18 protein-coding genes are annotated in these 21,504 nt (G+C 61.4%); 6 read left to right on the plus strand and 12 right to left on the minus strand.

The annotated features are described in order from the left end of the window. The 8 genes from GYB81_RS12710 to GYB81_RS12745 form a co-directional block, all read right to left on the minus strand. Window positions 1–1,159, minus strand: a 1,159-nt coding sequence (locus GYB81_RS12710; RefSeq protein ID WP_161897839.1) for an AAA family ATPase, incomplete at its 3' end; no start/stop codon positions are given. A gap of 10 nt (window positions 1,160–1,169) precedes the next feature. Beyond that, window positions 1,170–2,273, minus strand: coding sequence for a 3-dehydroquinate synthase (gene aroB / locus GYB81_RS12715; protein WP_161864629.1), 1,104 nt, complete (start codon window positions 2,271–2,273; stop codon window positions 1,170–1,172). 51 nt (window positions 2,274–2,324) lie between these two features. Next, window positions 2,325–2,843 carry a shikimate kinase AroK gene (gene aroK, locus GYB81_RS12720; RefSeq protein ID WP_161864628.1) on the minus strand — a complete coding sequence of 173 codons (519 nt, stop codon included), beginning with the start codon at window positions 2,841–2,843 and terminating at the stop codon, window positions 2,325–2,327. A gap of 5 nt (window positions 2,844–2,848) precedes the next feature. Then, a complete protein-coding gene (locus GYB81_RS12725) occupies window positions 2,849–4,966 on the minus strand; it encodes a type IV pilus secretin PilQ (RefSeq protein ID WP_161865069.1) in 2,118 nt (705 codons plus the stop codon). A 55-nt stretch (window positions 4,967–5,021) separates the two neighbouring features. Next, the gene (gene pilP, locus GYB81_RS12730) at window positions 5,022–5,546 is read right to left on the minus strand and encodes a type 4a pilus biogenesis lipoprotein PilP (protein ID WP_161864627.1); all 525 of its coding nucleotides are present in this window, start codon (window positions 5,544–5,546) and stop codon (window positions 5,022–5,024) included. Beyond that, complete coding sequence (pilO, locus tag GYB81_RS12735; RefSeq protein WP_161864626.1) at window positions 5,546–6,166, minus strand: type 4a pilus biogenesis protein PilO; 621 nt, start codon at window positions 6,164–6,166, stop codon at window positions 5,546–5,548. Before pilO ends, pilP begins: the two co-directional genes overlap by 1 nt. Next, entirely contained in the window at window positions 6,163–6,735 is a 573-nt protein-coding gene (pilN, locus tag GYB81_RS12740; protein ID WP_161864625.1) for a type 4a pilus biogenesis protein PilN, read from the minus strand. Before pilN ends, pilO begins: the two co-directional genes overlap by 4 nt. Continuing rightward, a complete protein-coding gene (locus GYB81_RS12745; RefSeq protein WP_161864624.1) occupies window positions 6,735–7,799 on the minus strand; it encodes a pilus assembly protein PilM in 1,065 nt (354 codons plus the stop codon). The genes pilN and GYB81_RS12745 overlap by 1 nt, the downstream gene beginning before the upstream one ends. Window positions 7,800–7,983: 184 nt before the next feature. Here GYB81_RS12745 and GYB81_RS12750 point away from each other — a divergent pair, with 184 nt between their 5' ends. Continuing rightward, complete coding sequence (locus tag GYB81_RS12750; protein WP_438810710.1) at window positions 7,984–10,392, plus strand: penicillin-binding protein 1A; 2,409 nt, start codon at window positions 7,984–7,986, stop codon at window positions 10,390–10,392. A 204-nt stretch (window positions 10,393–10,596) separates the two neighbouring features. On the opposite strand, the gene GYB81_RS12755 is transcribed toward GYB81_RS12750, so the two are convergent. The 4 genes from GYB81_RS12755 to rpmE form a co-directional block, all read right to left on the minus strand. After that, window positions 10,597–11,865, minus strand: coding sequence for a malic enzyme-like NAD(P)-binding protein (locus GYB81_RS12755; RefSeq protein ID WP_161867615.1), 1,269 nt, complete (start codon window positions 11,863–11,865; stop codon window positions 10,597–10,599). Between the two features lie 104 nt (window positions 11,866–11,969). Next, window positions 11,970–13,406 carry a M48 family metalloprotease gene (locus GYB81_RS12760; RefSeq protein ID WP_161897840.1) on the minus strand — a complete coding sequence of 479 codons (1,437 nt, stop codon included), beginning with the start codon at window positions 13,404–13,406 and terminating at the stop codon, window positions 11,970–11,972. Continuing rightward, window positions 13,403–14,203 (minus strand): thermonuclease family protein, encoded by an 801-nt coding sequence (locus GYB81_RS12765; RefSeq protein ID WP_161897841.1) that lies wholly within the window; start codon window positions 14,201–14,203, stop codon window positions 13,403–13,405. Before GYB81_RS12765 ends, GYB81_RS12760 begins: the two co-directional genes overlap by 4 nt. A 26-nt stretch (window positions 14,204–14,229) precedes the next feature. Beyond that, entirely contained in the window at window positions 14,230–14,442 is a 213-nt protein-coding gene (rpmE, locus tag GYB81_RS12770; protein WP_024306629.1) for a 50S ribosomal protein L31, read from the minus strand. A 158-nt stretch (window positions 14,443–14,600) separates the two neighbouring features. On the opposite strand from rpmE, the gene GYB81_RS12775 reads away from it, so the two are divergent. From GYB81_RS12775 to hslU, 5 genes are all read left to right on the plus strand, one after another. Continuing rightward, window positions 14,601–16,820: a primosomal protein N' gene (locus GYB81_RS12775; RefSeq protein WP_161897842.1), complete on the plus strand. Its 2,220-nt coding sequence runs from the start codon at window positions 14,601–14,603 to the stop codon at window positions 16,818–16,820. A gap of 124 nt (window positions 16,821–16,944) precedes the next feature. Then, window positions 16,945–18,684, plus strand: coding sequence for an arginine--tRNA ligase (gene argS / locus GYB81_RS12780; protein WP_161897843.1), 1,740 nt, complete (start codon window positions 16,945–16,947; stop codon window positions 18,682–18,684). Beyond that, a complete protein-coding gene (locus GYB81_RS12785; RefSeq protein WP_024306626.1) occupies window positions 18,685–19,359 on the plus strand; it encodes an SPOR domain-containing protein in 675 nt (224 codons plus the stop codon). A gap of 96 nt (window positions 19,360–19,455) precedes the next feature. Continuing rightward, entirely contained in the window at window positions 19,456–19,986 is a 531-nt protein-coding gene (hslV, locus tag GYB81_RS12790) for an ATP-dependent protease subunit HslV (protein ID WP_024306625.1), read from the plus strand. A gap of 40 nt (window positions 19,987–20,026) precedes the next feature. Further along, a complete protein-coding gene (hslU, locus tag GYB81_RS12795; protein ID WP_161897844.1) occupies window positions 20,027–21,367 on the plus strand; it encodes an ATP-dependent protease ATPase subunit HslU in 1,341 nt (446 codons plus the stop codon). The last annotated feature ends 137 nt before the right edge of the window (window positions 21,368–21,504 follow it).

Here is a 21,504-nt window from a genome sequence, read left to right on the forward strand (position 1 = left end):
CAGGTGCAGGTGCAGGTGCAGCAGCGATTGGAGCCGATGGCAGCGTCACTGTCGAGGGCTCAGGCGAAGCCGGCGGTTCGAAATTATCCAGCTCCTCACCTGCCGCTTCGGCCAAAGGCTGGCGAATCACGGTCTGTGATTCGCCCACCAGCGGTAAAGGCAGCGGCTGGCTGGCACCCGCGAACTCGATGGCGGGCGCGCGGCTCTCTGTCACAGGCGCCTGCGCGGGCTCTTCAGACTCAACGGCCGGAGCGGAGGACTGCAAGGGCAGCGACGTATTGCTGGCTACCGGCGCAGATGGGGACGACTCGCGCCCCTGCATGAACCAGGCGGCAGCGACACCCACCAGGACCACCGCAAGCGCCAGAAGATGCTTCTTCGGCAATGCGAAGCCTCCACCCGCAGCGCTACGCCCAGCTGCGCGCTGTGCAAGCATTTGTTCGACCAGCAATTCACGCGCCTCGTGATTGATCGCACCCGGCCAACCTTGAGAACGCGCATGAATGTCCTCGATCTGCTCATCGGTCAGCAGCGCGATGTCCTGCCCTGCCCCCTCCAGACGTAGCGCAAGATACTCGCGCGTTTCCTCCTCGGCATAGGGCTGAAGCTCGATCGCGTGATAGCACTCTTCGCCGCCCGCCAGCGCCTCCAGCCGAGCCAGCAATTCATGCTCGGCAAACAGGAAGACATGCGGACGCCCTTCATCGCCGCCCGCTGCGAGCACCAGCAGATTCTTCAGCGCGACATCATCCAACTGATCAGCATCATCGATCAGCAGGTAAACTTCCTGACCTGTCAGCGCCAGCTGCCCGACCTGCGCCAGAATCGAGCGAACATCCGCCTGGGTAATGGACAAGCCCTGCGCTATTTGACGCAACAACGCCTCGCTACCCGTCACGCCCTGAGCAATCACGATGCTTTGCACCGCCTGCTTGTTGGTACTGGCAACCAAGGCCTGACGCAGCAGCGTCTTGCCGCTACCCTCAGGCCCGACTACCGCCAGCAGCAGCTGACTGTAGCGCGCAAGGTGATGCAACTGCCCCAGCACAGGCTTACGTTGAGCCGGGAAGAACTTGAAGCCAGGCACTCGCGGGGCAAAGGGGTCGTGACTGAACTGGTAATGGGCCAGGAAAGCTTCGTCAGCATGCAAACTGGTCATGAATCGCTCTTCAAGAGTTGGACGACTGAGCCAGTGCTGCGTAGTCGCTGCGCAGCGTGGCGTCGAGAATTTCACGCGGGTAATCCGCAGTCACTACCGCCTCACCCAGGCGCTTGAGCAAGACAAGGCGCAGTTGGCCGTCGAGAACTTTCTTGTCCACCGCCATATGCTCCAGGAACTGTTCCGGCGTCATATCTCGCGGCGGCACCACTGGCAGTCCGGCAGCCTGCAACAGGCGCACGCCACGGTCCCGATCCGCCGCCGACAGCCAGCCGAGTCGATAAGACATTTCCAGCGCCATAACCGTTCCGGCGGCAACGGCTTCACCGTGCAGCCACACCCCATAACCCTGCTCGGTCTCGATGGCATGACCGAAGGTGTGTCCCAGATTCAGGGTGGCGCGTACTCCAGACTCACGCTCGTCGGCGCCCACCACTCGTGCCTTGGCCGCACAGGAACGCTCGATGGCATAGGTCAGTGCAGCGCCATCCAGCGCGCGCAGAGCATCCATGTTGCTCTCGAGCCAAGCCAGGAAAGGCTCGTCACAGATCAGACCGTACTTGATGACCTCGGCCAAACCGGCGGACAACTCGCGCTCCGGCAACGTATGCAGGCTGGCGGTATCGATCAGCACCGCCTGGGGCTGATAGAAGGCACCAATCATGTTTTTGCCCAGCGGGTGATTGATACCCGTCTTGCCACCTACCGAGGAATCCACCTGCGACAGCAGAGTCGTCGGTACCTGAATGAAATCCACACCCCGCTGATAACAGGCAGCTGCGAAGCCCGCCATATCACCAATCACACCACCACCAAGAGCGATAACGGTCGTACGCCGATCATGTCGGGCCTTCAGCAGACCATCGAAAATCAGTTGCAGAGTTTCCCAGTTCTTGAACGCCTCACCATCAGGCAACACCACCGAAGCGACCTTGAAGCCATCCAAGTAGCGCATCAGCGTTTCAAGATACAGAGGCGCAACGGTTTCATTGGTGACCACTGCCACCTGCCGCCCGGCGATATGACGAGTGAGCAACTCGGGGCGTGCCAGCAGGCCATCCCCGATATAAATGGGATAGCTGCGCTCGCCGAGATCAACGTGAAGAGTCTGCATGAGGCCCCCAGAATAAAAAGGCCACTAGGATAGCGCAGTTCGCCCCACGCTTTAACGGGGCGACAAAGCTTCCAGACGCGAGAGAATTTCCTGAACCACCATACGCGGCGGACGCTCGTCGGTCTCGATGATGATATCGGCAACCTCCCGGTAGAGAGGGTCGCGCATAGCCATCAGATCCCTGAGTACCTGGGCCGGATTAGCCGTGCGCAACAACGGACGATTACGATCACGCGACGTACGATCGATCTGCTGCTCCACGGACGTATGCAGGTAGACGACTCGTCCACCAGCATGCAGCGCCTGGCGGTTCTCCGGACGCATGACCGCCCCACCACCAGTGGCCAGCACAAGGCCGTCCTGCTGCGACAGCTCGGCGATCACCGCCTGCTCTCGCTCACGAAAACCCTGCTCCCCCTCAACATCGAAGATCCAGGGAATATCGGCACCGGTACGCTGCTCAATCTCCTTGTCGGAGTCCTTGAAAGGCAAACGCAGCTCTTTGGCAAGCAAACGCCCGATGGTGCTCTTTCCAGCTCCCATCGGGCCTACGAGGATTACATTGCGCACTTAGATCATCGATTCACGGCAATGGCTTGGTTGTTCATGATGCGCGGAGTGATGAAAACGAGCAACTCGGCCTTATCATCAGTAACGACATCGCGGCGGAAAACACGACCGATGAACGGCAGATCGCCCAGGAAGGGAACCTTTTCGGTAGCCCTAGTTTGCGTGTTCTCGAACACGCCACCAATCACGATGGTCTCCCCGTCGTTAACCAGCACCTTGGCATTGACCTCGTTTTTATTAATTGGCGGAACACCGTTAATGGCGGCCTGGAAGTTGGGAGCATCCTTTGTAACCTTAACTTCCATGATGATGCGGTTATCTGGAGTGATCTGCGGAGTCACTTCCAAAGACAGCGCTGCCTCTTTGAAGGAGGTACTCGTCGCGCCACTGGAACTCGCTTCCTGATATGGAACTTCCTGCCCTTTCAGAATCTTCGCCGTCTCCTTGTCGGAAGTGACTACCTTTGGCTGCGAGATGACTTCACCGTTACCGGTCGCTTCCATAGCAGATAGCTGAAGATCAAGCACCACACTACTTCCCAGATAGCCGATTGCAATACCTGATGTGCTGTTGTTAACGCCCATATCAACGAACGGCAAGCGCGCAAGGCCATCATCAAGCGTGGTATTCCCTATCTCATCGGTACCAACGAAACCGACTCGCTGACCTGTATCCTCATCGAACGCCTGCACACCATCCTTACCACTCACATCCCAACGACCATTACGGACACTGCCCCCCCAGCGAACCCCAAGGGCCTTGTTGTAGTTGACATTGGCTTCAACGATCCTCGCTTCAATCAACACCTGACGCACTGGAATATCGAGCTGAGCGATGATACGGCGTAGCTCATCTAAGCGATCTTGGGTCTGATAGGCGATGATGCTGTTGGTACGGTCATCAACAGTGATGGAACCGCGATCATCGGCCGCACCATCGGCACTGGTCACCGACTGAAACAGTTTGGCCATATCGGTCGCCTTCGCGTAGTTAACCTGAATCAACTCACGACGCAGCGGAGCCAGCTCGGCGATCTGTTTTTGCGACTCCAGTTCCTGCCGCTCACGCGCAGCGATTTCATCAGCGGGCGCGACCAGCAGGACGTTACCAACCTGACGCTTATCCAGCCCCTTGGTCTTCAATACCAGGTCCAACGCCTGGTCCCAAGGGACATTCTGCAGGCGCAACGTGATATTGCCGGCGACGGTATCACTTGCCACCAGGTTAAGATCGGTAAAGTCAGCGATCAGCTGCAGGACCGAACGCACGTCGATGTCCTGAAAGTTGAGCGACAGCTTTTCCCCGGTATAAGCAAAGCGCTCAGCCTTCCGCCGCTCGACATCGTCCTGAGAGAGGGGCTTGACACTCAAGGTCAGGGTGTTTTCGGTCTGGTAAGCCAGGTAATCATAAAGACCAACGGGTTCGATCACGATGCTCGACTTATCCGCGCTGCCTGTGGCGCTGACAAACTGCACCGGAGTCGCAAAATCCTTGACATCGAGACGTACCCGCAGAGACTCGGGCAGTTCGGTCTTCGCAAAATCGAGGCGAATCTTGCCGCCTTGCTCCTGAATATCGGGCGCGACTGACTTGTCGGAAAGCGTGATTACGACATTCCCTTCACCCTGCTCACCCCGCTGAAAATCGATATTGCTAATCGCTTTGGGCTGCGGACCGTAAGTTTTCTTCGCTGGTGCAGAGCTAGCGACGGCAGGCGCAACAGCCGGACGGGAAGCCGCGGCAGAAGTGTCACCGACCAGAACGAATAGATCGTTACCTTCGACACGCGTGCTGTAAGGCGCCAGATTGGTCAGATTGACAATAAGCCGGGTACGGTCCTTGGCTTCGACGATGGTCACACTGCGCGCATTTCCGACGCCCAGCTCTCTGTTCTTGGAGCCCAGTTTGTTCGACACACCGGGAAGATCCAGGGCGATGCGAGCTGGCTGCTCGATCGTATAGCCTCGGGGAGCATTCACCGGCTCGTCGAAGGACAGTTTCAACTCAACCCTATCACCGGGCAAACTGGCAACATCCAGACCCTGTAAGTTAGCCGCCAATACTGCGGGCGACAGCAGCACCGCCATCAGGGCGACACTAAGACGCGAAAGAGAGCCATTCATTTTCGTATCCCGTTTGGCAGACAGATTATTTGTATTCATTTTTCACACCGCTCCGTCAGGAGCGCTCCTTCAAGGAAAGGCTGCGTGGTCGCTCAAGCCAGCCACCTTCGCCATCCGGCACGATCTCCATCACGTCGATCTTGGATTCATCGATCGCCAATATCTTGCCGTGATTACGCCCCAGGTAATCGCCCACTTTGACACGGTGTACACCGCCAGCCCCATTGACCAAAGCAAAGAGCTCACGATCATTCCTGAGCGTGCCCACCATCTCAAAGGTTTCGATATTGAATCCCTCGAGAAACTGCTTGACCCGGGACTCGTCGGGCTTGATTTCCTGGGAGCCTTTTTGCCTGGCAACTACGTCGATTTTTACCGGCGGCTGGAAAGGGCTGCGCAACGATGCGGCACGATAGGTAAAGCTTTCATAAGGCTGGAATGTTGGCAGAGGTTCGATAGCGCCTTTCGGCTTGGCGCGGACCTCGTCCATGTAACTGCGCAGATCAGCAAAATCGCCACTGGAGCCACAGCCGGCAAGAGCCAATACACCGACCACCAAAAACAAGCGAGAGAAACCCATTATTGAGCCCCCTTATCATTGTAACGGTAGGTCTTCGCCATAATCTGCATACTCAGGCGACTGGCACTATCAGCGCTCGCCGGCGCCAGCTGAAAATCATGCAAAGTTACGATACGAGGCAGGCTAGCCACGCCACTGACAAATGTTGCGAGGTCGTGATAACCGCCACTGACTTTTATCTGAATAGGCAGTTCGATATAAAACTGCTGAGCGACCTCCGGCAGCAATTTGATTTCTTCGAACTCCAAGCCGCTGCCCAACCCTGTGCGGGTAATGTCCTCCAACAGCCCTGGGACCTCGGTATCGCTAGGCAATTGCCGCAAAAGCGCACCGAAGGATACTTCCATCTCCTGCATTTGCTCTTTGTACGCCTCCAGATTGGCAGCCTGAAAGGCTTTGGTGGAGAACTGCTGTTTTAGCGTCGCCTCCTCGCTCTGGCGTTGCTCCAGCATGCTCTGCAGGTCTTTCAAATGAAAGTTGTAGCCCAAACCAAGCACAATAATGAGCAGCAAAACGCCAGCTATAAACTTAACAGCGGCCGGCCAAGACCCAACATTATTCATGTCGAGATCATTTAAATCGACGCTCCGCAGGCCCTCCAGAGAACTTTTAATGCTCATTGCGCAGCCTCCGCTTGTTCCTGACCAGGCTGTGTCTGCTGGACCGTTAGCTGGAAAACGTTCGCCTGATCCAAAGCGCCCGCCGTCACGGCCTTGACCTCAGTTAGATTAGGCGACGCTAACCACTCAGAACCGTCTAAATTACGCATCAGATTGGAAACTCGATTGTTAGATTCGGCAGCACCGACAATCGCAATATTCTTGCCTGTCATCTTGACACTGGTGAAGTAAACTCCATCCGGCAACGTCCTGACCAACTGATCGAAGACGCGACCAATGATCGGGCGATTACCCTGAAGATCCTGAATAATCTTCATGCGCTCCAGCAGCTGCTGCCGGCGGGTTTTCAGCTCACTGATTTCTTTGATACGCGCATCCAGAACAGCAATTTCTTTCTTGATGAATTCATTGCGGGCGTTCTGGTTGCTAATCGCCGCGTTAAGCAACTGGTCACCCAGAAAAACCAAGCCGGCTGCGACGATGAAAACCCCAGCAAGGCTTACCAGAAACCGCTGCTTGCGCTCTTCTCGCAGCTGCTCGCGCCAGGGAAGTAGGTTAATCCGCGCCATCAGTCGAAACTCCTCATCGCCAGACCACAGGCAATCATCAATGCCGGCGCATCGCTGGCCAGCGCTCCGGCATTGACCTTGCTGCTCAGCGCCATGTCGGCAAAGGGATTGGCCACTAGCGTCTGAGTACCGATCTTCTGCTGAATCAGCCGATCGAGATCAGGAATGGACGCGGTACCACCCGCCAAGAGGATGTAATCAACGTCATTGAACTGGCCGGCCGCGAAAAAGAACTGCAGCGAGCGCGAGACCTGCTGAACGACTGCCTCTTTGAACGGTTGCAATACTTCATTGTCGTAGTCGTCTGGGAGACCACCTTGCTTCTTGGCCAAACCAGCTTCCTCGACCGAAAGGCCGTAACGGCGCTGAATTTCCTCGGTCAGTTGCTTGCCGCCAAAAAGCTGTTCGCGTGTATAGATGGTGCGACCGTTATGCAGAACGCTGAGCGTGGTCATGGTCGCACCGATATCGACCACCGCCACCGTCAGATCGTCATGATCACCGCCCAGCTGAGCCTCCAGCAGACCATAGGCTCGCTCAAGCGCATAGGCCTCGACATCGACCACCTTCGCGGTAAGCCCGGCGAGCGCCAAGGCGGCCTCGCGCACCTCGACGTTCTCCTTTCTGCATGCTGCCAGCAGCACCTCCACCCGTTCTGGATTGCGTGGCGCAGGGCCTTGCACCTCGAAATCGATGGCGACCTCTTCCAGCGGATAGGGGATGTACTGATCGGCCTCGATCTTCAGCTGGTTTTCCAGATCATCCTCGGAAAGCCCAGCTTCCATTTCGATGGTCTTGGTGATGACAGCCGACCCGGCAACGGCAACGGCTGCCGTCTTGACGCCACTCTTGGCCTTGGCCAACACGCGAGAGAGCGCCTGACCGACCCCCTCCAGCTCGGCGATGTTCTTCTCGACCACTGCATTTGGCGGAAGCGGCTCGACTGCGTATGCCTCTACCTTGTAGCGGCTTCCCGAGCGACTCAGTTCGAGGAGCTTGACCGAAGTCGAGCTGATATCGATCCCCAGCAGCGTATTCGCTTTCTTAGTGAAGAGCCCTAGCACGACCGTTTTCCTATTGGCATCCGCGACTTACGGACTATTTATGTTTTTCCACATTAAATATCAGTCTTGACAGAAGCGCAAATGGCTCCCCGGGAAAAAAAACGCTTATAATGTGATCAGCTTTTCCCTTTGTGCCACGACTCCTGCTTAACTCATTCTTTTACTTGGAATTCCGAACATTTTGATACGCCTGCTGAAGTTCATCTGGTGGTCTTTCGTTGCCGTTTTTTGTGGGCTGTTGCTCAGTTTCAGCGGTGCGTTTCTTTATCTTAGCCCGACCCTTCCGTCCGTCGAGTCGCTGCGTCAGGTCCAGTTGCAGATCCCGCTGCGCGTCTACAGCAGCGATGCCAAGCTGATCGCCGAGTTCGGCGAGATGCGCCGCTCGCCCATTCGTTTCGACGAGATCCCCAAGGAATTCATCAGCGCCCTGCTGGCCGCAGAAGACGATAATTTCGCCAACCATTATGGCGTCGATGTGACCAGCCTGATGCGCGCTGCCACGCAATTATTGAAAAGCGGTCAGATTCAGAGTGGCGGCAGCACCATTACCATGCAGGTGGCGAAGAATTTCTTCCTTACCAGCGAACGCAGCTTCTCGCGCAAGGCCACCGAGATCCTGCTGGCCCTGCAGATCGAGCGCGAACTGAGCAAGGACGAGATTCTCGAACTGTACGTCAACAAGATCTATCTTGGTCACCGCGCCTACGGCATCGAAGCCGCCGCTCAGGTGTACTACGGCAAGTCAATCCGCGACCTGAATCTGGCGCAGATGGCGATGATCGCCGGCTTGCCGAAAGCCCCCTCGCGCTACAACCCGCTGGTCAACCCGACACGCGCCAAGGAACGCCGCGACTGGATTCTCGGCCGCCTGTATCGCCTTGGCCGCATCGACCAGGCCAGCTACGAGCAAGCCCTGGCCGAAGAAGTCGATGCCCGCTACCACGTGCCTGCACCTGAACTGAGCGCACCTTATATAGCCGAGATGGCGCGAGCGGAGATGGTCGGTCGCTACGGCAGCGAGGCGTACACCGAAGGTTTCAACGTCACCACCACCGTGCCCAGCCAATTGCAGGAAGTAGCAAACACCGCGCTGCGTGACGGGCTGATCGCCTATGACCAGCGCCACGGCTACCGCGGCCCCGAGAGCCGCCTGCCAGGCATGACCCGCGAAAACTGGCTTGCCGAACTGGGCAAATTCCGCAGTATCGGTGGCCTGGAGCCTGCAGTGGTGACCCAGGTGGAGAAGAGCGGCATCCTGGTGCTGACCCGCAACGGCGAAGAACAGGCCGTGGCGTGGGACAGCATGAAATGGGCACGCCCCTTCCTCAACACCAACAGTCTTGGTCCGCGTCCGCAACAGCCCGGCGACGTCGCCCAGGTCGGCGATATCGTGCGCGTGCAGCGCCAGGAGGATGGTAGCCTGCGCTTTACCCAGGTGCCGGCGGCGCAAAGCGCGCTGGTTTCCCTCGATCCTTACAGCGGCGCCATCCAGGCACTGGTCGGCGGTTTCGCCTTCGACCAGAGCAACTACAACCGCGCCGTACAGGCCAAGCGTCAGCCGGGCTCCAGCTTCAAACCCTTCATCTATAGCGCGGCACTGGATAGCGGCTACACCGCGGCGACACTGGTCAACGATGCACCGATCATCCTCTCCGACGATTACCTGTCGCAGAAGTGGCGGCCGAAGAACGACAACAACACCTTCCTCGGCCCGATTCGCATGCGCGAGGCGCTCTACAAGTCGCGTAACCTGGTCTCGATCCGCCTGCTGCAGGACATGGGCATCGACCGCAGCCTGCGCTACATCGAACGCTTCGGCTTCGCCCCGCAGGACCTGCCACGCAACCTGTCGCTGGCCCTCGGCACCGCCAGCCTGACGCCGATGGAAATCGCCGAAGGCTGGGCCACCTTCGCCAACGGCGGCTACAAGATCGAGCCCTACCTGATCGAACGCATCGAAGATCGCAACGGCAAGCTGCTGTTCCGCGCCAACCCGGCGCGCGTCCCCGGCAGCGAGCCGACCGAAGAGAATGCCAACCTGACGGTGAACGCGACCGACGATCTGCCTCTGGAAGAACCCAAGGTGGCCGAGCAGATCATCGACGAGCGCACGGCCTACATCATGACCAGCATGCTGCAGGATGTGATCAAGCGCGGCACCGGTCGCCGCGCCCTGGCATTGGGGCGCAACGACCTGGCGGGCAAGACCGGTACCACCAACGAGTCCAAGGACAGCTGGTTCTCCGGCTACAACGCCGACTACGTGACCACCGTCTGGGCTGGCTTCGATCAGCCGGAAAGCCTGGGCCGGCACGAGTATGGCGGCACCGTGGCCCTGCCGATCTGGATGAACTACATGGGTGCGGTGCTCAAGGACCGCCCCAACCATCTACCCAAGGAACCCAAGGGCCTGCTGACCCTGCGCGTCGATCCGGTCAGCGGCCGCGCCGCCGCGCCTGGCACGCCGGATGCGTACTTCGAACTGTTCAAGAGCGAGGACTCGCCGCCGCCGATGAGCGAGTTCGAGCCCGGCATGGGCGCTCCCGGTAGCCCGCTGCCCGCTGACGAGATGGCGCCGATCGATCTGTTCTAGGAGCGGCGGCAAGTCTCAGGCTGCAAGCGGCAGGCAAGAGCCTGTAGCCTGTAGCCTGTAGCCTGTAGCCTGTAGCCTGTAGCCTGTAGCCTGTAGCCTGTAGCCTGTAGCCTGTAGCCTGTAGCCTGTAGCCTGTAGCCTGTAGCCTGTAGCCAAGATGACAATAAAAAACCCGCCGAAGCGGGTTTTTTATTGTTCGGCTGATCAGCCGTTGAACACGTCATCCACCGACTTCAGCGGATAGTGCTTCGGATACGGCAGAGTTGCCACGCCGGACTCGATGGCAGCCTTGGCCACGGCATCGCAAACCACGGTGATCAGGCGCTGATCCATCGGCTTCGGAATGATGTACTCACGACCGAACTCCAGCTTGATGCCACCGTAGGCGTCGCACACGTCCTGCGGCACCGGCAGCTTGGCCAGATCGCGCAGTGCCAGGGCAGCGGCGATCTTCATCTCTTCATTGATGCGGGTGGCGCGTACGTCCAGAGCACCGCGGAAGATGAAGGGGAAACCCAGCACGTTGTTGACCTGGTTCGGGTAGTCGGAACGACCGGTTGCCATGATCACGTCATTACGGGTCTCGTGCGCCAGCTCCGGCTTGATTTCCGGGTCCGGATTGGAGCACGCGAACACGATCGGGTTGGCTGCCATGCGCTTGAGGTCTTCCGGGCTCAGCAGGTTGGCACCGGACAGACCGACAAACACGTCAGCACCTTCCAGCGCGTCGGACAGCGTGCGCTTGTCAGTCTCGGTGGCGAACACAGCCTTGTACTGGTTCAGGTCGTCACGACCAGCGTGGATCACGCCCTTGCGGTCGATCATGAAGATGTTTTCGACCTTGGCCCCCATGCTCACCAGCAGCTTCATGCAGGAGATGGCAGCAGCACCAGCGCCCAGGCAGACGATCTTCGCCTCCTCCAGGGTCTTGCCGGCGATTTCCAGGGCGTTGAGCATACCGGCGGCGGTCACGATCGCGGTGCCGTGCTGGTCATCGTGGAAGACCGGGATGTCGCACTGCTCGATCAGTGCGCGCTCGATCTCGAAGCATTCGGGGGCCTTGATATCTTCCAAGTTGATGCCGCCGAAGGTGATGGAGATGCGCTTTACGGTGTCGATGAAAGCCTGCGGACTTTCCGAATCGACTTCGATATCGAACACGTCGATACCGGCGAAACGCTTGAACAGTACGCCTTTACCTTCCATCACCGGCTTGGAAGCCAGCGGGCCGAGATTACCCAGACCGAGAATAGCGGTACCGTCGGAGATAACGGCGACCAGGTTGCCTTTACCGGTATAACGGTAGGCCAACTCGGCGTCGCGCGCGATTTCGCGAACCGGCTCGGCAACGCCCGGGCTGTAGGCCAGCGACAGATCGCGGGCAGTGGCAGTGGCTTTGGTCAACTCGACGCTCAGCTTACCGGGGCGGGGCTGAGCGTGATATTCGAGAGCGGCAGTTTTTAGATCTGACATAGTGGCATTTCCGCTTTTGTTGGCTGTTGAACGGGCAGGCGGCCGAGGATACGCAAGTTGTATACACCTGCACAAGACCGTTCGGTCGCGATTGAAGCGCCGCGCTAGCGCAGCGTTTTCAGCCACTCGCCAGGGCGCGGTTCACCCTTCGGATAGAGCCCGTTGAGCAGCCGAAGCTGCGCCTCGCCATCAGTCGTCAGTGGTAAATCCGTGGCCAGAACGGACAGGCTTTGCCCCGCCTTGGCCTTCACCAGATGCAGGCGCACCGGCTCGGCCAGCTTGCGTTCGGCAGGCTTCAGGGGCCGGTAGCTGCGGATCACCTCGAGGAAACGCTGGTCCTCGGTTTCCAGCGAAGCGCGCCCCTTCACCGCTGCCACGAACAGGTACGCATTGTCGCCGCGGTAGATCACCGCAACACGCCGCGCCGACTGCCCCTGCAACACTGCGGTGTAGCCCTGCAGCGTCCCCAGGCGCAGGTCCTCGCCGGCGACCAGCCGCTGATTGCCGACGCGTCTGCGCAGGAATTCGGCGGGCGAAAGCTGCTTGTCCGCCGCTTCCAGCGTCATGGCGATGAAGGCTTGCTCATCCGGGGTATGGCCGATCAGCACATCCGGGCGATTGACCAGTTGCCAGCCCTGCGGATAGCTCAGAGTGAAATCCAGCTCGCCATGGTAGAAGTTGCGCCCGCGGCGAATCCCGCTGGCGGCCGAATCGCCGAACACCAGGCCGTCGAGCATCTGCAGGAAATTATCGCGACCCACTTCCTGGTTGCCGCCGGCCAGCGCGCGCGCAGGACCAATCACTTCCTGCAGGCGTCTATCGTTGTCCGGGTGAGTGTCGAACAAGCCGTGATAGCCGCCCGCTGTCGGTGCTTCGCCACGCCTGGCGGCCTGCTCGCGGGCGAAGTCCTCCTGGCTCTTGAGCACCTTGACCACCTCGATCATCGCCTGCGGGTCGTAGCCGCTGCGCGCCAGGTACTGCGCGCCCAGGCCATCGGCCTCCAGCTCCATGTCGCGCCCGTAGCCGCGCACGAAGGCATTGCCCATCACATTGGTCAGATCGCCCACCGCACCGACACCGGTACCGATGGCCGCAGCCTGGCCGAGCAGCCCCCAGGCCGTGGACTGGCTCTGTTGGCGCACGCTGTGGCGGGCCGTCACGTGACCCACCTCATGGCCCAGCACGGCAGCCAGCTCCGCCTCGGAGTTGAGGTAGGCGAGCAGGCCACGGTGGATATAGATGTAGCCACCCGGCAGCGCGAAGGCATTGACGTCCGGGCTGTCCACCAGGGTGAAGACATAGTTCAGCTGATTGCGGTGACTGCTACGCGCCACCCGCTCACCAACGCGCTGGATGTAGGCCTGCAGCTTGGCATCCTCGTAGCGCGGGTATTGCTTGAGGATTTCCTGGTTGTAGCGCGCGCCGAGATCCAGCTCCTGGCGCTCGCTCATCATCACGAAATCGGTACGACCGGTCGCGGGATTGACCGCACAACCGGCCAACCAGCTGCAGCACAGACACAGCATCAATGCACGAATCATGGCAACACCTCCAGCATCGCCGAATGGGTAAGCGGCAGCATCCAGCGCGCCTGCCCGGATTTCAAGCCGCCGCGGCTCTGGCGGTCGATGACCCAGCCACGCGCCTCCACCCGCCGCCCCTTGAGTTTCTGCAAAGCCGGGAGGTCGAACTCGCCGAGCAGTTCAGGCGCCACGCGCAGCACCCGACCACCATCGAGATCGATCCACAAACCGCCACGATTGCGCTGCACCTCGACAACCCGGCCGCCGAGCAGGGCGAAACCGCCACCTTTCAGCTGACCGGCCGATTTCACCTGATCGGCGCGCCATAGGCCGAGGCGCTGAAGCCGCGCCTGGCGCTCGGCCTGTGCCTGACAGCCGGCCAGCACAGCATTGGGCGCCACCGCGACCATGAAACCGAGGCCTTCGCTCAGCAATTGCGCTTCGAGATTACGTCCCTGGCGATCATAGAGATGCGCCAGGGTGCGCCCGTAGCGGTCCTTGCGCTGTTTGCCGTAAAGCAGGCCGACACGCCCATCGCTGGCATCGACCAGCGCCTGCAGACGCCGCTTGGACTGCACAGCGAAAGGCTCGTCACTGTTCCCCTTGCGCCCCAGTTCAGGGGCGTTGATGCCGATCAGGCGAATGCTGCGCCCGTCGACCAGGCGCACCGTGTCGCCATCGACCACCTGACGCACGGCGACCTGAGCAAGATCGGCACGCTGCGGACAGAAGGCCTGGGCCAGGCCGGCACAAAGCAGAGAAACGAAAAAGGCGCCCACCAGGGACGCCTTTTTCAGTATCACGGAGTGGCGCATGCCAGTTTCCGTTATCGTTCGGTCGCTTACTTGGCGCCGAATACGCCGAAGCGCTGCTTGAAGCGATCGATACGGCCGCCGGTGTCCAGCACTTTCTGCTTACCGGTATAGAACGGGTGGCACTCGGAGCAAACGTCCAGGCTCAGGTTCTTGCCAATGGTGGAGCGGGTCTTGATCACGTTGCCGCAGGAGCAGGTGGCGTCGATCTCGACGTAGTTCGGATGGATATCGGCTTTCATGGTGCTTTCCTCGGGGTAGTCGTGCCGCCACCCGACCAATGTCAGGCACCGCACAGAAATAGGCCGCGCATCTTACCAGACACCCGACACGATGCAAGCTGCGCAAGGTGCCGGCCGTCGCGTGCTAAGATCGCCGGCCTGTCAAAGGAGCTCCTGGCTTGCCCAACCTGATCCTGCGCCTTGCCTTGCCCTCGCCGCTGCGCCGCCTGTTCGACTACCTCGCCCCCGCTGGCGTGTCGCGCAGTGCCTTGCAGCCAGGCGTACGCTTGCGCGTGCCCTTCGGCCGCCGCGAGATGATCGGCGTGCTGGTGGAAGTCGACAGCCAGAGCGAAGTCCCACTCGACAAGCTCAAGCCCGCCCTGGAACTGCTCGATGCTCGCCCACCGCTGCCGGCGCCGCTGTTCAAACTGTGCCTGTGGACAGCGCAGTACTACCAACACAGCCTCGGCGACACCCTGAGCTGGGCCTTGCCGGTACTGCTGCGCCAGGGCGAGCCGGCCGAAACTCGCCAGGAGCGTTACTGGCTGGCCAGCAAAGGCGCCAGTGTCGACGACCCACGGCTGGCCCGAGCTCCGCGCCAGCGCGACGCACTCAAGGCACTGGCACAGCACCCGCACGGCGTGGCCCACAGCCTGCTCAGCCAGCTGCAACTCAACCGCGACAGCCTGCAATTACTGCATGAGAAGGGGCTGGTACGGGTAGAGGTGCGCCGCACCCAGCCTCATCCCAAGCCTGCGCACTGGCTGGCGCAACCGGAACTGCCGCTGAACGCCGAACAGCGCGCGGCGGTGAATGCCGTGGCGTCGGGCTGGAACCAGTTCAATGCCTTTCTGCTCGCTGGCGTCACCGGCAGCGGCAAGACCGAGGTTTACCTGCAACTGATCCATCAATGCCTGCAAGCCGGCAAGCAGGCCCTGGTGCTGATCCCCGAGATCAACCTCGGCCCGCAGACCTTCGACCGTTTCGCCCGCCGCTTCAACGCACGCATCGCCCTGCTGCATTCGGCGGTGAACGACCGCGATCGCCTCGATGCCTGGCTAGCCGCGCGCGATGGCGAGGCCGACATCATCATCGGCACCCGCTCGGCACTGTTCACGCCGATGAAGAACCCTGGGTTGATCATCGTCGACGAAGAACATGACGCCTCCTATAAACAGCAGGAAGGTCTGCGCTATCACGCCCGTGACCTCGCACTGGTTCGCGCGCGCCAGGAAGACGTACCCATCGTCCTCGGCTCGGCCACGCCCTCGCTGGAAAGTCTGCACAACGCCCACAGCGGCCGCTACGCGCTGCTCAAGCTGACCCAGCGCGCCGGCGGCGCCAGCCAGCCACGCTTCCTGCGCCTGGACGTGAAGAGCCGGCCACTGGACTCGGGCATCTCCGGACCGATGCAGCAGGCCATCGCCCAGACCCTGGCGGCCGGCCAGCAGGTGCTGGTGTTTCTCAACCGCCGCGGCTTCGCCCCGACCCTGCTCTGCCACGATTGTGGCTGGCTATCGGAGTGCCCACGCTGCGATGCGCGCATGACCGTGCACCAGCGTTATCAGGAGCTGCGCTGCCACCACTGCGGCCACGTCGAGAAGCAACCGAGCAACTGCCCGAAATGCCAGCACGTCGACCTGCGCCCGGTCGGCGCCGGCACCGAGCGTGCCGAAGAGCGCCTGGCGCTGCTGTTCCCCGATTATCCGGTGCTGCGCATCGACCGCGACAGCACCTCGCGCAAGGGCGCCATGGATCGCCTGTTCACCACCATCAACAAGGGCGAGCCGTGCATCCTGGTCGGCACCCAGATGCTCGCCAAGGGTCACCACTTCCCACGGGTGACGCTGGTGTCGATCCTCGACGCCGATGGCGGCCTGTTCTCGGCGGATTTTCGCGCCAGCGAGCGCATGGCGCAGCTGATCGTGCAGGTTGCCGGCCGCGCCGGGCGTGCCGAGGAGCCGGGCAAGGTAATCATTCAGAGCCATCTGGCCGACCATCCGCTACTGGTGCAACTGACCGAACAGGGCTACTTCGCCTTCGCCGAGCAGGCGCTGAGCGAGCGCCGCAGTGCCGGCCTGCCGCCGTTCTGCCACCTGGCCCTGCTGCGCGCCGAAGCGCACAAGCCCGGCCAGGCAGAAAGTTTCCTCGATGAGGCCTGCAGCGAGGCAGAGCACCTGCTGGGTGAGTTGGGGCTGTCCGGCATCGAACTGCTCGGCCCGGTACCGGCGCCGATGGAACGCCGCGCCGGACGCTTTCGCGCGCAACTGCTGCTACAGGGCAATGCCCGCGCCCCGCTACACCGCCTGCTCAACCATTGGCTGCATGCGCTGGAGCAAATGCCCAGTGGCCGTGCGGTACGCTGGTCGCTGGATGTCGACCCGATCGATCTTTTCTAGGCCTCAGGCTGCAAGCTGAAGGCCACAGGCCGATCGCTTTGCCTGAAGCCTGTGGCCTGCAACCTGCAGCTACTCCTATAATGCGCAGTTTTCGACCAAAGCCCCAAGGCAACCCGAGCCGAACATGAAAGACAGCATTCGCCACCTGATCCAGCAAGCCCTCGACCGCCTGACCGCCGAAGGCGTGCTGCCTGCAGGCCTGACGCCGGTCATCCAGGTGGAGAACACCAAGGACAAGAGTCACGGCGACTTCGCCAGCAACATCGCCATGATGCTGGCCAAACCGGCCGGCATGAAGCCGCGCGACCTGGCCGAAAAGCTGATCGCAGCATTGCCGGCCGACGAGCAGATCACCAAGGTGGAAATCGCCGGCCCCGGCTTCCTCAACTTCTTCCAGAACAGTGATGCCCTGGCACAGCGTCTGGAAGCGGCACTGGCCGATGCCAAACTTGGCGTGCGCAAGAACGGCCCGGCGCAGCGCGTGGTGGTCGATCTGTCCGCGCCCAACCTGGCCAAGGAAATGCACGTCGGCCACCTGCGCTCGACCATCATCGGCGACGGCGTGGCGCGGGTGCTGGAGTTTCTCGGTGACACGGTGATCCGTCAGAACCATGTCGGCGACTGGGGCACCCAGTTCGGCATGCTGCTGGCCTACATGCAGGAAAACCCGGCAGCCGCCGAGAGCGAGCTGGCAGACCTGGAAGGTTTTTACCGCGCGGCCAAGAAACGCTTCGACGAGTCGCCCGAGTTCGCCGACCGCGCCCGCGAACTGGTGGTCCAGCTGCAGGCCGGCGACGCCGAGTGCCTGCGTCTGTGGCATCGCTTCAACGACATTTCCCTGTCGCACTGCCAGGCGCTGTACGACCGCCTCGGCGTCAAGCTCTCCATGACCGACGTCAAGGGCGAGAGCGCCTATAACGACGACCTGCCACAGGTGGTCGCCGACCTCGCCGCCAAGGGCCTGCTGACCGAGGACAATGGCGCCAAGTGCGTGTTCATGGACGAGTTCAAGAACGCCGAAGGCAACCCGCTGCCGCTGATCGTGCAGAAGGCTGGCGGCGGCTACCTGTACGCCACTACCGACCTGGCTGCCACCCGCTACCGCGCAGGCGTGCTCAAGGCCGACCGCGTGCTGTACTTCGTCGACCAGCGCCAGGCCCTGCACTTCCAGATGGTCTTCGCCTGCGCACGCCTGGCCGGCTTCGTCCCGTCCAGCATGGAAATGGAACACATGGGCTTCGGCACCATGAATGGCCCGGACGGCCGCCCATTCAAGACCCGCGACGGCGGCACCGTGAAACTGGTGCAACTGCTTGATGAAGCCGAACAGCGCGCCTACAGCCTGGTCAAGGACAAGAACCCGGAACTGGACGAGGACGAGCTGCGCCAGATAGCCCGCGTGGTCGGCATCGCCTCGGTGAAATACGCCGACCTGTCCAAGCATCGCACCAGCGACTACAGCTTCAACTTCGACCTGATGCTGAGCTTCGAAGGCAATACAGCGCCGTACCTGCTGTATGCATACACCCGTGTCGCCAGCATCTTCCGCAAGCTGGGCAAGGGCGTGGATGAAATCGGCGGGCAGATCTCCCTGGTCGCCGATCAGGAACAGGCACTGGCTGGCAAACTGGCGCAGTTTGGCGAGCTGCTCGGCAATGTCGCCGAGAAAGGCACGCCGCATATGTTGTGCGCTTACCTGTATGACATCGCCGGCCTGTTCTCCAGCTTCTACGAGAACTGCCCGATCCTCAGCGCCGAGAGCGAAGCCACACGCGACAGCCGTCTGCGCCTGGCTGCCCTGACCGGCCGCACCCTCAAGCAGGGCCTGGAGCTGCTCGGCCTGGAAACTCTGGAGCGGATGTAAATGGCAGCGCGCAAGAAGCCGGCGCCGAAACGCGGCGCCAGTCGCTATCAGGCCCCGGCGAAAAAGCCCGTACCGGGCTGGATCTGGCTGGCCTGCGGCCTGGTGGTCGGTGGTTTCTTCATGTTCCTGTTCAGCCTCGAACCGGGCCGTGACGAGATCAAGCGCGACAAGGGCGAGCAGGTGCGCAGCACCAAGCCCGAACCGAAGCCGACGCAGCCCGAGCCGGCCAGGCCCAAATACGACTTCTACACCCTGCTGCCGGAGTCGGAAGTGATCCTGCCGCAAGCACTGGAGGAAACGCCGCCACCGGCACCTGAGCAGAAGCCGGTCACCCCGGAAGAAGCCGCGAAGATCGACACTGCGCGCGCCGAAGCCGCGCTCAACGGCCAGGTGCCGCCGCCTCCGCCACCGGTGCTGGCCAGCGCGCCGGTGACCACGCAGTTCTTCCTCCAGGCCGGCTCGTTCCGCAAACGCGACGATGCCGATGCCGTGCGCGCGCAGATCATTCTGCTCGGGCAGAACGTGCGCGTGGAAACCGGCAAGGTACGCGACGAGACCTGGCACCGCGTACTGGTCGGCCCCTTCGCCAGTCGCGAGCAACTGGCGGCGGCACAGAAGACCCTGGCCGGCAACGGCTACAGCAACCTGCTGTTACAGCAGCGTCAGGTCCGCTGATCACCGTTTGATCCGCCGCTGGTTGAAAAGCCGCGGCGGGCACCCCATCTGAGTTTCCATCCGGGCAAGTTCGCCCCGCAGCGTGGAGATTCACCCTTGACCACCATCGTTTCAGTGCGCCGCCACGGCAAGGTCGTGATGGCAGGCGACGGCCAGGTATCCCTCGGCAACACCGTCATGAAGGGCAACGCCAAGAAGGTGCGCCGCCTCTACCACGGCCAGGTGCTGGCCGGCTTCGCTGGCGCTACCGCCGACGCCTTCACCTTGTTCGAGCGCTTCGAAGGGCAGCTTGAGAAACATCAGGGCCATCTGGTCCGCGCCGCGGTCGAGCTGGCCAAGGACTGGCGTACCGACCGCAGCCTGAGCCGCCTGGAAGCCATGCTGGCTGTGGCCAACAAGGACGCATCCTTGATCATCACGGGCAACGGCGACGTCGTCGAGCCCGAAGAAGGCCTGATCGCCATGGGCTCCGGCGGCAACTTCGCCCAGGCGGCCGCACGCGCACTGCTGATGAAGACCGACCTGTCCGCCCGTGAAGTGGCCGAGACCGCGCTCGGTATTGCCGGCGATATCTGCGTCTTCACCAATCATCACCAGACCATCGAGGAACTGGACGCCCCCGAGTGACGTCCGTTCTGCATACCGATTCGATAGCGAGCCAGATTCCATGTCCATGACGCCCCGCGAGATCGTCCACGAACTCAACCGCCACATCATCGGCCAGGACGACGCCAAGCGCGCCGTCGCCATCGCGCTGCGCAACCGCTGGCGGCGCATGCAGCTGCCGGCCGAGCTGCGCCAGGAAGTGACGCCGAAGAACATCCTGATGATCGGCCCGACCGGCGTCGGCAAGACCGAGATCGCTCGCCGCCTGGCCAAGCTGGCCAATGCGCCGTTCCTGAAAGTCGAAGCCACCAAGTTCACCGAAGTCGGCTACGTTGGCCGTGACGTCGAGTCGATCATCCGTGACCTGGCCGATGCCGCGGTGAAGATGCTGCGCGAACAGGAGATCACCAAGGTCCGTCACCGCGCCGAGGACGCCGCCGAGGAGCGCATCCTCGACGCCCTGCTGCCGCCCGCGCGCCAGGGCTTCGGCGACGAGCCGGCGCGCAGCGAGGATTCCAATACCCGTCAGCTGTTCCGCAAGCGCCTGCGCGAAGGTCAGTTGAACGACAAGGAAATCGACATCGAAGTGGCCGACGCTCCCATGGGTGTGGAGATCATGACCCCGCCGGGCATGGAGGAGATGACCAACCAGCTGCAGAACCTGTTCTCCAGCATGGGCAAGGGCAAGAAGAAGAGCCGCAAGCTCAAGGTCGCCGATGCCATGAAACTGGTACGCGACGAGGAGGCTGCGCGCCTGGTCAACGAGGAAGAACTCAAGGCCCGCGCGCTGGAGGCTGTCGAGCAGCACGGCATCGTCTTCATCGACGAGATCGACAAGGTGGCCAAACGCGCCAACGCCGGCGGTGCCGACGTCTCGCGTGAAGGCGTACAGCGCGACCTGCTGCCGCTGATCGAGGGCTGCACGGTCAACACCAAGCTGGGCATGGTCAAGACCGACCATATCCTGTTCATCGCCTCGGGCGCCTTCCACCTGAGCAAACCGAGCGACCTGGTGCCCGAGCTGCAGGGCCGCCTGCCGATCCGCGTCGAGCTCAAGGCCCTGAGCCCGCAGGATTTCGAACGCATCCTCAGCGAGCCGCACGCTTCGCTCACCGAGCAGTACAGCGCACTGCTGAAGACCGAAGGGCTGAATATCGAATTTGCCGAAGATGGCATCAAGCGCCTGGCGGAGATCGCCTGGCAGGTCAACGAGAAGACCGAGAACATCGGTGCCCGTCGCCTGCACACCCTGCTCGAACGCCTGCTGGAAGAGGTGTCCTTCACCGCCTCCGATCTGGCTGGCCAGCAGCACGGCGAAGCGATTCGCATCGATGCGGCCTACGTCGACGGCCACCTCGGCGAACTGGCGCAGGACGAAGACCTGTCGCGGTATATTCTGTAAATCCCGGCGCAGGATCTGGTCGCCGGTGGCCGGCGTCATTTTTGTAGGAGCGGATTTATCCGCGAATTTCGCGGCTGAAGCGGAATGCCGCCCAGCCGCTCCTACAGGAGGGCGCAATCACTCAACTGGGCGTAGCG

Source organism: Pseudomonas yangonensis (assembly GCF_009932725.1).
GTDB lineage: Bacteria > Pseudomonadota > Gammaproteobacteria > Pseudomonadales > Pseudomonadaceae > Aquipseudomonas > Aquipseudomonas yangonensis.